This window comes from Pseudoduganella sp. jia 9, assembly GCF_055502615.1.
Genome location: NZ_JBUPWE010000016.1, coordinates 100,557 through 114,291 on the forward strand (window position 1 = coordinate 100,557; position 13,735 = coordinate 114,291).

Sequence of the window (13,735 nt, forward strand, 5' to 3'; positions counted from 1 at the left end):
CATGAGGCGGTGCGGGGGGCCTGTTCAAGGTACCCGCCGGCGCGCGTCGATGCTCCATGCACCTGCGCCGAAGGCGAGGACCTGCAGCAGGCCGCCCGTCAGCGCCAGGTTCTTCAGCAGGTGGCTCATCTGGTTCCGGTCGTCGATGGCGTTGTGGAACAGCAGGCCCGCGACCAGCGTGAAGACGGCGAGGCCGGCTGCGGCGGTGCGCGTGCGATAGCCGGCTGCCAGCATCAAGCCGCCACCCAGCGTGACCGCGATGGACACGACGAGCCCCAGGCCGGCGAAGGGCAGGCCGACCGACGCGATTGCTTCGGCCGTGGCGTCGGGCGCTGCGATCTTGTGCAGGCCGCTGAAGATGAAGATGACGGCGAGCAGCAGCCGGCCGAGGGCGGGAATGGCGTGATGCATGGGTGGCCTCATGTCAGTGTGTGGGTGGTCGTGCTGTCCTGCACCAGGTTCTGGCGCAGGCGCGTCATGCCGCGCCGCAGCCAGCTTTTCACCGTGCCGAGCGGTGCGTTCATGTGCGCCGACAGTTCGGCATGCGGCATGCCGTGGCCGTAGGTGAGGGCGATGCTCTGCCGCTGCGCCGGCTCGAGCCGGGCCTGCGCCACGGGCAGGCGCCTGCGCAGCGTGTCATTGAATGCCTGCCGTATCGGATCGCAGGCGTCGCCATCGTCCATCGCGAGTTCCTCGAGCCAGGCCGCCTGCGCCGCGGCCTCGGCGCGCTGCTGTTCGAGCTTGCGGCTGCGCAGGCGTGCGTCGGTGAAGCCGACGAAGCGAGCAGGGCGGAGCGGACGCTGCGCCGTCGGGCCCCACCTTCTGGAAGCCCGCGTGGCATGGACGGGAGGTGTGGAGCGCCGGGGCGCCAGTGCCCGGCATCCATGGCGGTCAGGGCGCGTCGATGTCCGCCAGGAAGCGGGCCAGCAGTGCATTGAATGCTGCGGGATCGTCGCGAAAGGGCGCGTGGCCGGCGCGTGGAATCCGGTGGCATTTTCCCGACCACAGGTTCCCATAGCCGATGCCGTCGATGTAATCGAGGTTGATAATGGCGTCGCCGGCGCCATTGACGACAGCGAGCGGCTGCCTGAAATGCTCTACCAGCAGGCGCTGGTTGACGCCCGCGCCGGCACGCGCGGCTTCGAACATGATCCTGCGGGCGCGGCCGTCGGCGCGCGCCATGGCCGCGCGCAGCGGCGCGTCGAACGTGTGGCCGAAGATGGCGAGCCCGAATGCCTCCAGGTCCTCGGCGGACAGGTTCTCGCGCGAGCCGTACCGGATGGCCGAGCCGGGCCGGAATCCTTCCGACATCGTATTGCCGACTGGCGGAGCGCCGCAGATCACCAGGCCGCGCACCGATGCCAGGCGGGACGCCAGTTCCAGCGCGATATGGCCGCCCAGCGACCAGCCGAAGAGGACCGGATCGGCCAGGCCGATATGCGCGATCACTTCGGCGAGCGTGTCCGCGAAGCCCGGTCGCGTATAGGTGCGTTCCGGATGCGCCGCATCGCCGGAGGCCCCATGGCCGGGCAGGTCGATGGCGATCAGCCGATGGTGCTCCAGCGCCGCACTGTCGATCTGGTGCTGGAATACCGCCGAGCTGGAAGAGTTACCGTGAATCATGAAGACGCTGGTCGCGCCGCTGCCCGAATCCCTTACCGCGATCATGCCGTGCGAGGTGGGCACCTGGTATGCGTACATCTGTCGAGCCATTGCCTGGATACTCCATTCGTGGAAGAACGGGCATCGTGCGGCAAGCGCCGGCGACTGGCCAATCGAAGCTGCGTATGGATGACTATCAGGACGGGTTATCGGCAGCGTTCCCGCGGCGCGCGCCTTGTTTGCGCGCCTTATTTGCGCCTTATTTGCGCCGTGTGGCGGAGCGTATCGTCCGGCTGATTTCCTGCGATGCCTGGCGGGCCAGGCGATCGAGGATCTGCCGGCCGCTGTCGCCAAGCTGGCGCGGCCTGGTGTCGATGACGCATAGCGAGCCCAGCGCCGTACCCCGGTCGTCCGTGATCGGCGCGCCAGCGTAGTAGCGGAAATGCGGCGCATCGGCGACGGCAGGGTTGTCGGCAAAGCGCGGGTCGTTGTCCAGTTCGGAGAATTCCTGTACCCCGGTCTGCAGCAGCGTGTAGTTGCAGAATGCCCAGCTGCGCGGGGTTTCGCTCAGGTCGAGCCCGACCCTGGCCTTGAACCACTGCTTGTCCTCGCTGATGATGCTGATCAGCGCGACCGGCATCGACAGGCTCAGCGCCGCAAGCTGGGCGATATTGTCCAGCGTTTCCTCTTGCGCGCTGTAGAGCAGGCCGGAACGGTGCACGGCCGCCAGGCGGCGCGGTTCATCGGCGCCGACCGGGAAGGGCGCATCGAGCAGGGCGGGCGGCAGCGGCGCCAGGACGGCGGGCTTGAACGACCCGTGCTTCGCCAGCTCCTCGGGCAAGCCGTCCGGCGCGCCGTGCAGCCGGACCACTTTGTAATGCAGGTCCGGCCCGAGCAGCGCGTCGATCTGTTCGGCGGGCAGGGACGTGGCGATGACGATCCGCAGCCGGTTCAGGACGGGAATCTCGCGCAGCGACGAGAGGAAACCCGGCATCAGGTCTTCCGCCGTTTCCACGTGCACCACCAGCATGTCGGGCAAGTTGGTGCCGAGCGTTACCGCGGCCGCAACCGGATTGTCGAGGCAGGTGAGACCGGCCACGTTCATGCGCGCGAAAGCACTGGTCCAGCTCGCGTGATGGCGCGCCGGGGCCAGCACCAGCACTTCCCAGCCGGGCGACTTGATGTCGTTGCCCTGTGCCAGCGTGGCCAGCACGTCGGTCTCGTACATGCGCCGATGGCCGCCGGGCGTCTTCCACGACGGGATGACACCGCTTTCGATCCACAGCTGCGCCGTACGGGCCGATACGCCAAGGATTTTCGCTGCCTGTGCCGTGGTGATGATGGGACTGTTCATGGCTGGCAGTATAGCCGATGGCCCGGCTTCGAATCGGCACCCCCCCCCCCCGTGCACCCGATGGGCCCGCCATGTGGCAGGTTCCAGCCCGGCCACGGCCGGTCCGCGGAAATCCCCCGCGCATCCTGTCATCTCTTCCATTGGAATGATTCGCCGGGCCGCAACGACAGGCATGCTGTGACATATGCCATGCGGCCCGGCCCGGATGCCGGCGGGAAAAAAAGACGGCGGTGGCGCATCCGGATCCGGCTGGCCGGCGTATGTCAGGAATCGCAGCTTGCCCCATCCATCATGACCGGCACCGGCCAGGGGCGGCCACCTTGCTGCCGGACCACCACTGTCACTCAAAGGAGAATCTGATGACCATCGCTTCGCACCTCCGCAGCGCCGCCATTACCGCCACCCTGGCCGCCACCGGCCTGCATGCCATCGCCGCGGAGCCCGGCGGGACCAGGCCGTCGGTCGTGATCGTGCACGGCGCATTCGCGGACGGCTCCGACTGGGCCAAGGTCATTCCGCTGCTGCAGGCGAAGGGCATCAAGGTGACCGCGGTGCAGAATCCGCTGACTTCGCTGGCCGACGATGCCGCCGCTGCCCGCCGTGCCATCGACAGCCAGCCGGGCAAGGTGGTGCTGGTCGGTCATTCCTGGGGCGGCACGGTGATCACGGAAGCGGGGCAGCACGACAAGGTGGCCAGCCTGGTCTACGTGGCGGCCTTCGCCCCCGACGCCGGCAAATCGACCGCCGAGACGGGCGAAGGCTACCCCGCCGCGCCCGGCAGCAAGCGTTTTGTCGCCGACCGAGAAGGATTCCTGAGCCTGCCGGAAGCGGCGATGCGCGAAGATTTCGCGCAGGACGTGCCCGCGGCGCAGGCGGCGGTCATGACGGCGACGCAGGGGCCGATCCAGGCCAAGGCCTTTACGGAGAAAGTCTCCGTCCCCGCATGGAAGACCCGGCCATCGTGGTTCATCGTCAGCACCCAGGACCGCATGATCGATCCGGGCCTGCAGCGTGCCATGGCGAAGAAGGCCGGCGCCAGGACGACGGAACTGGCGGCCAGCCACGTGCCCCAGCAGTCGCGCCCGGCCGAAGTGGCCGCGGTGATCCTTGAAGCGGTGGCGGCCACGAAATAAGGCCGGGCACCGGGAGCGCGGCTCAGGCGGGCCCGGGGAACGCCACGTCGAGCAATCCCTCGCTGGCGAGCAGCGTTGCCTGCTCGATCAGCGCGCGCATCTTCGGCTGGTTCTGGCTGCGCATCGGGAAGTACAGGTACAGGCCGGAAGTCTCCGGCACCTGGCCCACCAGCGTGCGCACCAGGCGCCCGTGCCGCACGTCGTCGGCGATCTCGATATCGGGCAGCCAGGCGATGCCGAGCCCCTTGCGCGCCAGTTCGGCGATCATCGCGGTGTCGTTGGCGCACAGCGCGGCATCGGTATCGAGCAGGATCTCGCCTTCGCTGCCGTGGAAGCGCCACGGCGGCAACACGCCGGACGTTGAAAAGCGATAGCGGATCGTGGCATGCCGCAGCAGGTCGTGCGGCGTGGCCGGCTCGCCGTGCTGGCTGAAATAATGCGGCGACGCCACGATGGACCAGGACAGCGCCCGGCTGAGGCGGATCGCCACCATGTCCTGCGCGATCGACTGGCCCAGGCGCACGCCCGCATCGTAGCCGGCCGCCACCAGGTCGACCAGGCCGTCGTCGAGCGACAGGTCGAACGTGATGTCGGGGTATTTCGCGCGCATGCGCGGCACCAGGTGCTGCGCCAGCAGGAAGCCGAACGCGCGCGGCGCGGTGACGCGCAGGTGGCCGGAAGGGCGCTGCTGGAACTGCGCCAGTTCGGTGAAGGCATCGTCGATCTGGCCGACCGCCGGTTTCAGCACCGCCAGCAGTGCCGCCCCGGCATCCGTCAGCGACACGCTGCGGGTATTGCGCGTCAATAGCGTCACGCCATGCCGGCGCTCCAGCGCCCGCACGCCCTTGCTGACCGCCGTGGGGCTGACGTTGAGCCGCCTGGCGGCCAGCGTGAAGCTGCGATGTTCTGCGACGGCGAGGAACAAGCGGATCAATTCAAGGGAACTCATCTTCTCATTATGAACTTTAGGTTCATCGAGCATAGCGGTTTGCATACTTTTTCGCTACACCGCACCGGCCTACACTGCAAGGACTGCAAGCCAACCACGAGGAGAAACCAGATGATCAAGCTACCCCCCGCGATCGCCGCCTATGTCGGCGCCGCGAATGACCAGGACGCGGAGCGCGTCGCCGCCTGCTTCACACCGGATGGCACCGTGCGCGACGAAGGCACGAGCCGGCGCGGCGCCGGGGACATCGCCGCCTGGGCACGCGACACCGCCACGCGCTACCAGTCGGCCATCGCACCCGTCGCCATCGAGGAGGCGGACGGGCGGTGCAGGCTGACGGCCACCGTTTCCGGCAATTTCCCGGGCAGCCCGGCCACCCTCGCATTCCATTTCACACTGCGTTCCGACCGCATCGAATCGCTGGAGATCACCGCATGAACAGCTACTCCTTCCATGGCAGGCATGCCCTCGTCACCGGTGGCACGAAAGGGATGGGCGAGGCGATCGTGCGGGCGCTGGTCGAACGGGGCGCGACGGTGTTCGCCACGGCCCGCAACCGCCCCGCCGATCCGGTCGCCACGGTGCGCTACCTGGAGGCCGACGTCGGCACCGCGCAGGGCGCGGCGCATGTCGCCGAGGCCGTCCAGCGGGAATGCGGCCACCTGGACTTCCTGGTCAATAACGTCGGCGGCTCGTCCGCGCCGAGTGGCGGGGCGCTGGCGCTGACCGACGAAGCGTGGAACGACGCGATCCAGTCGAACCTGATGGCGGCCGTGCGGCTCGACCGCGCCTTCCTGCCCGCCATGATGGAAAGGCGCGCCGGCGCGATCATCCATATCACGTCGATCCAGCGGCGCCTGCCGCTGTACGAGTCCACCGTGGCCTATGCCGCGGCCAAGGCCGCGCTCGGCAACTACAGCAAGTCGCTGGCCAACGAGTTCGGTCCGCACGGCATCCGCGTCAACGCCGTCGCGCCCGGATTCATCGAGACCAGCGCCGCCCAGGCCCTGATCGGGCGCATGGCGGCGCACCGCCAGGGCAGCGAGGACGAGGCGCGCCAGGTGCTGATGGACTCGCTGGGCGGCATACCCATCGGCCGCCCCGGCAAACCGGAGGAAGTGGCCGAACTGGTTGCCTTCCTGCTGTCCCCACTTGCCGCGTCGATCCACGGGGCCGAACTCGTGATCGACGGGGGCACGATCCCGACGGTCTGACCATGCCGCGGCAACGCGGTCCCCAACAGCAAACCACCACGATCATGACCAGGCCACTGTCCTTTCCGCGCTCGCCGGCGCCCCTGCGCGGCGCCGACCTGCCGCTGCTGATCTCCCTGAACGTGCTGCTGGAGGAATGCAATGTGACGAGGGCCGCGGCGCGCCTCCACGTCAGCCAGCCCGCGCTGTCGGCCCAGCTGTCGCGCCTGCGCGTGCTGTTCGGCGACCCGCTGCTGGTGCCGGCCGAGAGCGGGCGCGGCCTGGCGCCGTCGTCTTTCGCCCGGAAGCTGCACCGCCGGCTGCAACCGGCGCTGGCGGCGCTGACGGCGGCGCTGCGCCCGAAGAATGACGATTTCGACCCCGCGCTTGCCGACCGTACCTTCAACCTCGTTGCCAACAGCACCGGTGCTGCCGCGATCCTGCCCGGCCTGGCGCGGCAGGTGCAGCTTCATGGCAACCGGCAGCTGCGGCTGACGCTCGCCGAGTCCGGCGGCGCGGAACTGGCCAGCAGGCTGGAACGAGGAGAGGTGGACCTGTGCTTCGGCGCCGCATGCATGCTGCCGCCGGGCCTGCTGAGCAGCGAACTGATGACCACGCCCTATGTACTCATCCAGCGCAAGGCGCATGCGCGCGGCTGCGCGACCGTGACGCTGGACGAATACTGCACGCTGGATCACGTCAACATTTGCCGCGACGGCGGCCTGCACGGCGCGCTGGACGAGCAGCTGTACCGGCTGGGACACGCGCGCCACACGGCGTTGGCGGTGCGCGATGCCAGCGCAGCCGGCGCGGTCGTCGGCGCCAGCGACCTGGTGTGCACGGTGCCCGCGTTCCTCGCACCGTCGATGCCGGCCTCGGTCGACGTCATCGACCTGGGCTTCCCCTTCCTGACGTACACGCTGTGCATGGCCTGGCATCCGGGCAGCGATGACGAGCCGGGCCTGGCGTGGCTGCGCGGGCAGATCCTGGCCAGCACCCGGGGCAGCCCGAAGGCATCGTCCGGGCCGCGGATGGCGTGAGCCCGAACGGCGCCATGATGGAATGCGATGGCGGCGCGGCGATCGCCGGCCTGCGGATCCGCGACGGCAAGCGACTGTCCATCTTCCGTTCCTATGCCTACCAGCGCATGGCCCAGCCGAACCTCACGGTGCTGACCGGCGCGCTGGTGTCCCGGCTGGTCTTCGACGGCAAGCGGGTGACCGGTGTCGATGTCGTGCACGAAGGCCGTCTGCGCTCGTTCCATGCCGAACGGGAAGTGGTGCTGTCGCTAGGGGCCGTCAACACGCCGAAGGTCTTGATGCAGTCCGGCATCGGCCCGGAAGACGAACTGGCGCGGCACGGGATCGCGGTGCGCCAGCACCTGCCCGGCGTCGGCCGGAACCACCAGGATCACGTGTCGTTCGGCTGCGCATCGCCGATGCGTCGATCATGCCGCGTATCACCACGGGCAATACCATGGCGCCCTGCGTCGTCATCGGGGAGCGCGCGGCAGAGGTGATCAAGGCGAAGTACCGGATCTGACGAACACGCGGCGTACGCATCCAGCCGGGGTGCCGCAGGAGATACCGCGGAGATTGCTCATGGCCTTGAGCAAAGATGGCTCGGCTGTCTGCTATATATTAGGTACAATGTGGGCTCTCAACCAGATCCCGGGGGCCCCATGAAAACCGTCGTTTGCCAGTCGCCAGGTGAGCTGCAATTCGTCGACCGGCCCGTGCCGCAGGCCGGGCCCGGTGAAGTGCTGCTGCGCGTTCGCCGCATCGGCCTTTGCGGAACGGACATGCACATCTTCCGAGGCACGCAGCCTTACCTGGCCTATCCGCGCGTGATGGGGCACGAACTGTCCGGCGAGGTGGTCACGGCACCCGAAGGCAGCGGCCTGGCCGAAGGCGATCCGGTGTATGTGATGCCTTATCTTTCCTGCGGCCGCTGCGTTGCCTGCCGCCGCGGCAAGACCAACTGCTGCACGCAACTCCAGGTGCTGGGCGTGCACCGGGATGGCGGCATGGCCGAGTACCTGGCTATCCCCGCGCAGTTCGTGTTCAGGACCGACGGCATCTCGCTCGACGACGCGGCGATGCTGGAATTCCTCGCCATCGGTGCCCATGCTGTGCGGCGCGGTGCCGTCGGCGCCGGCCTGAAGGTGCTGGTGGTCGGCGCCGGACCGATCGGCATCGCCGCCGCGCTGTTCTCCCGGCTGGCCGGGGCCAGCGTCACGGTGCTCGACACGCGCGCTGACCGCCTGGCGTTCTGCCGCGACGCGATCGGCATCGGGCGTACCGTCGTCGTCGGGGAAGGGGACAGGCAGCAGTTGGCGGACATCACGGACGGCGATTTCTTCGACGTGGTGTTCGACGCGACCGGCAATGTGAAGGCCATGGAGCGTGGCCTGGACTTCGTCGCCCATGGCGGCACCTATGTGCTGGTCTCGATCGTGCTGGACAGGATCTCGTTCGCCGATCCGGAATTCCACAAGCGCGAGACCACCTTGCTGGGCAGCCGCAACGCGACGGCCGACGATTTCCGCACCGTGCTGGCCGCCATGAAGGCGGGCCTGGTGCCGACCAGGATGCTCAACACGCATCGCACCACGCTGGACGATTTCATTGGCGTGCTGCCGGCGTGGATGGACCCCGCCAGCGGCGTGATCAAGGCCATCGTCGAGGTCTGAATGGCGACGCCGATCCTCCAGTTCGGCACCAGCCGCTTCCTGCAGGCGCATGTCGACCTGTTCGTCGACGAGGCGCTCGAACAGGGACAGGCGCTGGGCCACATCACGGTGGTGCAGACCACCGGCAATCCGCAAAGCACCCGCCGCACTGCCGCGTTCAACACGCCGGGCGGTTATCCGGTGCGCATCCGCGGCATGATCGACGGCGCGGTGGTGGACCGGGAACGCCGCGTCACGGCCGTCGCTGCCGCACTGGACGCGGCGAGCGACTGGGCGGCGGTCCGCGAACTGGCGGCCGGCCCGGCGCGGGTCCTCGTCTCCAACACCGGCGACCGCGGTTATGCGCTGGACCCCGGCGACGGCCCGCACCAGCTCGTGGCGACTACGCCGCCATCGAGCTACCCTGCCAAGCTGCTGGTCCTTCTCAGCCACCGCTACCGGTCCGGCGGCCAGCCGCTGACGATCTGTCCATGTGAACTGGTCGCCGGCAACGGCAGCGTGCTGCGCGACCTGGTGATCGGCCTGGCCGTTGCGTGGCAGTGCGATGAAGGTTTCATTGGCTGGCTGCGCAGCCACTGCATCTGGGTCAATTCGCTGGTCGATCGCATCGTGTCCGAAGCCATCGACCCGGTGGGCGCGGTTGCCGAGCCTTACGCGATCTGGGTCGTCGAGGCGCAGCCGGGCATGGTGCTGCCGTGCCGCCACCCGGACATCGTCGTCACCGACCGGCTCGAACCTTACGAGCGCCGCAAGCTGTTCCTGCTGAACCTTGGCCACACATTCCTGGCCGAGTGCTGGCTGCGGGAGGGGGCGGATCCCGGCCGCACCGTGCTGCAGGCGATGGGCGATGCGCGCCTGCGCGGCGAACTGGACGGCGTATGGGAGAACGAAGTACTGCCGGTCTTCGACGCGCTGGGCGAGGGCGCCGAAAGCCGCGTCTACCTGGCGCAGGTGCGCGACCGCTTTGCCAACCCCTTCCTGGCGCACCGGCTGGCGGACATCGCGCAGAACCACGGCGAGAAGAAGCGCCGGCGGCTGCAGCCTGTCGTGGCCCTGGCCGAGGAACTGAAGCTGGACCTGCCCCAGCCGCGCCTGCGTGCCGCGCTGGAGGATGGGCCGGCATGAAGGCATGGCGATGAAGAACCCAGCGCTTCGCCCGTCAACTGCCATGTCGGTCGACGCACTACACTCGCATGACTCCACAATCCAGGACATATTCATGCCGCATCTTCGTTCCCTGATGTTCACGATTGCCGCCGGCCTTGCGTTCGCGGCACAGGCGCAGCCCGGACAGGCGCTGACCCTCCACTACGACAAGCCCGCCGAAGCCTGGACCGAAGCGCTCCCGGTCGGCAACGGCCGCCTTGGCGCGATGGTGTTCGGCCGTCCGGGGGCTGAGCTCCTGCAGTTGAACGAGGCCACGCTGTGGAGCGGCGGCCCGGTGGCCACCAATATCAATCCCGGCGCATTCGACGCGCTGGGCAAGGTGCGCGAGGCGCTGGCGCAGGAAGACTACGACGCGGCCTACGCGCTGGCACGCCAGGTGCAGGGCCGTTACACGGAAAGTTTCCTGCCGCTCGGCGACCTGCTGCTGCGCCAGGACCCGGGCGGCGCCGAGGTGACCGGCTACCGCCGCAGCCTCGATATCCGTGACGGCATCCAGGCCACCACGTTCACCGTCAACGGCGTGCGCCACCGGCGCGAGGTCTTTGCCTCCGCGCCCGACCAGGTGATCGTGGTGCGCCTGACGGCCGACAGGGCACGCCAGCTGACGCTGGATCTCGAAACGCGGAGCCCGCTGCGGTCGGCGAGCGCGGCGGCGCGCGGTGCGCTGGTGTTGACCGGCAAGGCGCCGGCGCACGTCGACCCGAACTACGTGAATGACAATCCCGAACCGGTGGTGCAGGACGATCCCGCCGGTTGCAAGGGCATGCGCTTCGAGCTGATCGTCAAGCCCGTGGTGCGCGACGGCGAAGTGACGACCGATGGCGCGCGGATCAGCATCCGCAATGCGTCGGAAGTAACGCTGCTGCTGTCCGCCGCGACCAGCTTCAACGGCTTCGACCGCTGCCCGGACAGCGCCGGCAAGGACCCGCACGCGCTGGCGCAGGCAAGCCTGGACCGCGCCGCGGCGCGCGACTATGCCGCGCTGCGCAGCGCGCACGTGGCCGATTTCCGCCGCCTGTTCGACCGCATGTCGCTAGTGCTGAACGCGAATGCGCCGGACCGCAGCGGCATGGCGACCGACAGGCGGCTCGAGGCCTACACCGCGGGCCAGGCCGACCCGGGGCTGGAAGGGCTGTACGTGCAGTTCGGGCGTTACCTGCTGATCTCGTCGTCCCGCACGCGCGGCGCGCCGGCGAACCTGCAGGGCATCTGGAACAAGGACGTGCGCCCGCCGTGGAGCAGCAACTACACCACCAACATCAACGTGCAGATGAACTACTGGCCGGTGGAAAGCGCGAACCTGTCCGAACTGTTCACGCCGATGGACGACCTGATCCGCAATCTCGCCGTGACCGGCAAGGAAACCGCGTCGTCGTTCTACCGCGCGCCCGGCTGGGCCGTCCACCACAACTCGGACATCTGGGCCGCCAGCAACCCGGTGGGCGACCTGGGCAAGGGTGATCCGAAATGGGCCAACTGGTCGATGGGCAGCCCGTGGCTGGCGCGGCACCTGTGGGAACACTACCAGTTCACCGGCGACAGGGACTACCTGCGCACGGCCTATCCGGTCATGAAGGAAGCCGCCCGCTTCCTGCTGGCGTGGCTGCAGGAGGATGCGAACGGGCGCCTGGTCACGTCGCCGTCCACCTCGCCGGAGAACGATTTCTACTACGGCGACAAGCGCAAGGGCGTCATCAGCGTGGCCTCGACGATGGACATGGGGATCGCGCACGACCTGTTTGACAACGTGGACGCGGCGGCCGGCGTGCTCGGCGTGGATGCGCAGTTCCGCGACACGGTGCGCGCGGCCCGATCGAAGCTGTTCCCGTTCCAGGTCGGTGCGAAGGGACAGCTGCAGGAGTGGTACAGGGACTTCGAGGATGTCGACCCGGAGCACCGCCATGTGTCGCAGCTGTATGCGCTGCATCCGGCGCGGGTGATCTCTCCGCTGGCGACGCCGGATCTCGCCGCGGCCGCGCGCCGCACGCTGGAGCTGCGCGGCGACGGCGGCACGGGATGGAGCCTGGCGTGGAAAGTCAACTTCTGGGCACGCCTGCTGGATGGCAACCACGCCCACACGCTGTTCCGCAACCTGCTGCGGCTGACGAAGCCCGGCGACAGGCATGGCGGAGCCTATGCCAACCTGTTCGATGCGCATCCGCCGTTCCAGATCGACGGCAACTTCGCCGGCACGGCCGGCGTCATCGAGATGCTGCTGCAAAGCCAGAACAGCGAACTGCACCTGCTGCCGGCGCTGCCGGATGCCTGGGCCGACGGCAAGGTGGCGGGACTGGTCGGGCGCGGCAATTACGTCGTCGACATCGCCTGGGCCGCCGGACAGTTGACCGAGGCACGCATCACCGCGCGCCAGGACGGCCCCTGCGTCATCCGCACGGCGCTGCCGGTTACCATCGAGGGAACTGGCGCGCGCAGCAGGCCGTCATCGATCGGCCATGTGCTGTCGTTCGATGCCGTCAAAGGCCGCAGTTATGTGGTGCGCCCGGCACGCTGACCTCGCACCATCACCCGGGCCGGCGAGCCGCTGACTCCCACCAGCCGCAGGGGCAGGGTGATGATGTCGCCGAAGGGCGGCAGCTCGCCGATGTCTTCCAGCGTATCTTCGGCGAGGAACCTCCCCGTCTGCGCCAGCCGCCGGTGAAACCACAACGGGTCGTCGTGCGCGAGCTGCAGGTTGCCGACCATGGCGACGATCAGCGGCGGCAAGGCCAGCAGCGCATCGATGGCCCCGGTGGATGCGCGTAGCGGCGCGCGGGCGTCCAGCAGAATGTGGGTCTCGCCGGCCCAGTCCAGGCGGAAGCCCGGGTCCGCCAGGTCCCCGGCCGTGACGAGGCGGTAAGTGCCGATGCAGGCGCCGGCAGGCAGCTCGTCCAGTGTCGCACCGCCATCGGCGAAGTGGCAGGGCGCATCGATATGGGTGCCGGTCTGCGTGCCCAGTGCCAGCCGCCACACCTCGAAGCCCTCGGTGCCGCGTTCCGCCCAGCGATCGATCGCGAGCGGCGGATCGGCATAGTCGCCATCCTGGTAGATGCACAGGTTCTGGTCCAGCTTGCGGGTCAGGTCGATCCAGTCGTTCATGCCGCTTCCTCCCAGGGACAAGCGCACATACTACCGCGCCATGTCTGGCCCGATCCGTTTGTCCGCGGCGGCCGGTTCCATCGACAGGCGCCTGCCGGCATTGCATTCCGCACAGTGGCCGTACAGGGTCAGTTCGCACCTGCTGGCCCGGAACCCGGCGGGAGCCAGGTCCACCGTGCGTACTGGACAGTTCCCCATGTCGAATACCTTTCCGCAGCCGTTGCAGTGGAAGTGGCAGGGTTGCTGGCGGGCAGCACGGACTGTGCTGTAGCGGAGATGCTCGCCGGGCAGCATGACCGTATGGATCTGCCCGATGGCAAGCAGGTGTTTCAGGTTCCGGTAGATCGTGGCGATGCCGATCCCCGGCAGGGAGCTCCGTACGACGGCATGGATTTCATTGAAACCGAGTGGCCGGCCGGCACGTTCGATGGCCGATCTTATCGCTTCGAGCTGCCGGCTGGTACGCCGCATCACGTCATTCATGCAAGGATTCGCCTTCATCGATAGGGCATGCGGCATCGACGCCGTCTCCGGTGATCGGGCGTCCGG

At 68.4% G+C, this 13,735-nt stretch carries 15 protein-coding genes; 8 read left to right on the plus strand and 7 right to left on the minus strand.

Features of this window, described 5'->3' with window-relative positions:
• Positions 1–24: 24 nt before the first annotated feature.
• The 4 genes from ACY34H_RS21770 to ACY34H_RS21785 form a co-directional block, all read right to left on the minus strand.
• A complete protein-coding gene (locus tag ACY34H_RS21770) occupies positions 25–411 on the minus strand; it encodes a DoxX family protein (RefSeq protein WP_464979555.1) in 387 nt (128 codons plus the stop codon).
• 8 nt (positions 412–419) lie between these two features.
• Positions 420–935, minus strand: a complete 516-nt coding sequence (locus tag ACY34H_RS21775) for a sigma factor-like helix-turn-helix DNA-binding protein (protein ID WP_464979556.1) — start codon at positions 933–935, stop codon at positions 420–422.
• Positions 892–1,713, minus strand: coding sequence for an alpha/beta fold hydrolase (locus tag ACY34H_RS21780; protein WP_464979557.1), 822 nt, complete (start codon positions 1,711–1,713; stop codon positions 892–894). The genes ACY34H_RS21775 and ACY34H_RS21780 overlap by 44 nt, the downstream gene beginning before the upstream one ends.
• Before the next feature lie 148 nt (positions 1,714–1,861).
• The gene (locus tag ACY34H_RS21785; protein WP_464979558.1) at positions 1,862–2,956 is read right to left on the minus strand and encodes a GAF domain-containing protein; all 1,095 of its coding nucleotides are present in this window, start codon (positions 2,954–2,956) and stop codon (positions 1,862–1,864) included.
• Positions 2,957–3,315: 359 nt separating this feature from the next.
• Between ACY34H_RS21785 and ACY34H_RS21790 the strand changes: the two genes are divergently transcribed.
• Complete coding sequence (locus ACY34H_RS21790) at positions 3,316–4,089, plus strand: alpha/beta fold hydrolase (RefSeq protein ID WP_464979559.1); 774 nt, start codon at positions 3,316–3,318, stop codon at positions 4,087–4,089.
• Between the two features lie 22 nt (positions 4,090–4,111).
• Here the strand turns inward: ACY34H_RS21790 and ACY34H_RS21795 are convergent, their stop codons facing one another.
• Entirely contained in the window at positions 4,112–5,038 is a 927-nt protein-coding gene (locus tag ACY34H_RS21795) for a LysR family transcriptional regulator (protein WP_464979560.1), read from the minus strand.
• A gap of 111 nt (positions 5,039–5,149) precedes the next feature.
• Between ACY34H_RS21795 and ACY34H_RS21800 the strand changes: the two genes are divergently transcribed.
• From ACY34H_RS21800 to ACY34H_RS21830, 7 genes are all read left to right on the plus strand, one after another.
• Entirely contained in the window at positions 5,150–5,476 is a 327-nt protein-coding gene (locus tag ACY34H_RS21800; RefSeq protein WP_464979561.1) for a nuclear transport factor 2 family protein, read from the plus strand.
• Positions 5,473–6,252 carry an SDR family oxidoreductase gene (locus ACY34H_RS21805; protein ID WP_464979562.1) on the plus strand — a complete coding sequence of 260 codons (780 nt, stop codon included), beginning with the start codon at positions 5,473–5,475 and terminating at the stop codon, positions 6,250–6,252. The genes ACY34H_RS21800 and ACY34H_RS21805 overlap by 4 nt, the downstream gene beginning before the upstream one ends.
• Positions 6,253–6,296: 44 nt before the next feature.
• Positions 6,297–7,271, plus strand: a complete 975-nt coding sequence (locus ACY34H_RS21810) for a LysR family transcriptional regulator (RefSeq protein WP_464979563.1) — start codon at positions 6,297–6,299, stop codon at positions 7,269–7,271.
• A gap of 14 nt (positions 7,272–7,285) precedes the next feature.
• Complete coding sequence (locus tag ACY34H_RS21815; RefSeq protein WP_464979564.1) at positions 7,286–7,750, plus strand: GMC family oxidoreductase N-terminal domain-containing protein; 465 nt, start codon at positions 7,286–7,288, stop codon at positions 7,748–7,750.
• 162 nt (positions 7,751–7,912) lie between these two features.
• The gene (locus ACY34H_RS21820) at positions 7,913–8,923 is read left to right on the plus strand and encodes a zinc-binding alcohol dehydrogenase family protein (RefSeq protein ID WP_464979565.1); all 1,011 of its coding nucleotides are present in this window, start codon (positions 7,913–7,915) and stop codon (positions 8,921–8,923) included.
• Complete coding sequence (locus ACY34H_RS21825) at positions 8,924–10,048, plus strand: mannitol dehydrogenase family protein (protein ID WP_464979566.1); 1,125 nt, start codon at positions 8,924–8,926, stop codon at positions 10,046–10,048.
• 94 nt (positions 10,049–10,142) lie between these two features.
• On the plus strand, positions 10,143–12,602 hold the full coding sequence (locus ACY34H_RS21830; protein WP_464979567.1) for a glycoside hydrolase family 95 protein: 2,460 nt from the start codon (positions 10,143–10,145) through the stop codon (positions 12,600–12,602).
• Here ACY34H_RS21830 and ACY34H_RS21835 read toward each other — a convergent pair.
• Both ACY34H_RS21835 and ACY34H_RS21840 read right to left on the minus strand, forming a co-directional pair.
• Positions 12,578–13,186: a cyclase family protein gene (locus ACY34H_RS21835; RefSeq protein WP_464979568.1), complete on the minus strand. Its 609-nt coding sequence runs from the start codon at positions 13,184–13,186 to the stop codon at positions 12,578–12,580. The genes ACY34H_RS21830 and ACY34H_RS21835 overlap by 25 nt on opposite strands.
• Positions 13,187–13,216: 30 nt before the next feature.
• Positions 13,217–13,669 carry a Fur family transcriptional regulator gene (locus ACY34H_RS21840; protein ID WP_464979569.1) on the minus strand — a complete coding sequence of 151 codons (453 nt, stop codon included), beginning with the start codon at positions 13,667–13,669 and terminating at the stop codon, positions 13,217–13,219.
• Positions 13,670–13,735: the final 66 nt, after the last annotated feature.

What these genes read in the sequence shown, in the direction of transcription:
- ACY34H_RS21810 (WP_464979563.1), top strand. Translation starts at nt 6,297, where the DNA reads ATGACCAGGCCACTGTCCTTTCCGCGCTCGCCGGCGCCCCTGCGCGGC.
- ACY34H_RS21785 (WP_464979558.1), bottom strand. Translation starts at nt 2,956, where the DNA reads ATGAACAGTCCCATCATCACCACGGCACAGGCAGCGAAAATCCTTGGC.
- ACY34H_RS21790 (WP_464979559.1), top strand. Translation starts at nt 3,316, where the DNA reads ATGACCATCGCTTCGCACCTCCGCAGCGCCGCCATTACCGCCACCCTG.
- ACY34H_RS21830 (WP_464979567.1), top strand. Translation starts at nt 10,143, where the DNA reads ATGCCGCATCTTCGTTCCCTGATGTTCACGATTGCCGCCGGCCTTGCG.
- ACY34H_RS21805 (WP_464979562.1), top strand. Translation starts at nt 5,473, where the DNA reads ATGAACAGCTACTCCTTCCATGGCAGGCATGCCCTCGTCACCGGTGGC.
- ACY34H_RS21770 (WP_464979555.1), bottom strand. Translation starts at nt 411, where the DNA reads ATGCATCACGCCATTCCCGCCCTCGGCCGGCTGCTGCTCGCCGTCATC.
- ACY34H_RS21835 (WP_464979568.1), bottom strand. Translation starts at nt 13,186, where the DNA reads ATGAACGACTGGATCGACCTGACCCGCAAGCTGGACCAGAACCTGTGC.
- ACY34H_RS21780 (WP_464979557.1), bottom strand. Translation starts at nt 1,713, where the DNA reads ATGGCTCGACAGATGTACGCATACCAGGTGCCCACCTCGCACGGCATG.
- ACY34H_RS21815 (WP_464979564.1), top strand. Translation starts at nt 7,286, where the DNA reads ATGATGGAATGCGATGGCGGCGCGGCGATCGCCGGCCTGCGGATCCGC.
- ACY34H_RS21800 (WP_464979561.1), top strand. Translation starts at nt 5,150, where the DNA reads ATGATCAAGCTACCCCCCGCGATCGCCGCCTATGTCGGCGCCGCGAAT.
- ACY34H_RS21820 (WP_464979565.1), top strand. Translation starts at nt 7,913, where the DNA reads ATGAAAACCGTCGTTTGCCAGTCGCCAGGTGAGCTGCAATTCGTCGAC.
- ACY34H_RS21795 (WP_464979560.1), bottom strand. Translation starts at nt 5,038, where the DNA reads ATGAGTTCCCTTGAATTGATCCGCTTGTTCCTCGCCGTCGCAGAACAT.
- ACY34H_RS21825 (WP_464979566.1), top strand. Translation starts at nt 8,924, where the DNA reads ATGGCGACGCCGATCCTCCAGTTCGGCACCAGCCGCTTCCTGCAGGCG.
- ACY34H_RS21840 (WP_464979569.1), bottom strand. Translation starts at nt 13,669, where the DNA reads ATGAATGACGTGATGCGGCGTACCAGCCGGCAGCTCGAAGCGATAAGA.
- ACY34H_RS21775 (WP_464979556.1), bottom strand. Translation starts at nt 935, where the DNA reads ATGCACTGCTGGCCCGCTTCCTGGCGGACATCGACGCGCCCTGACCGC.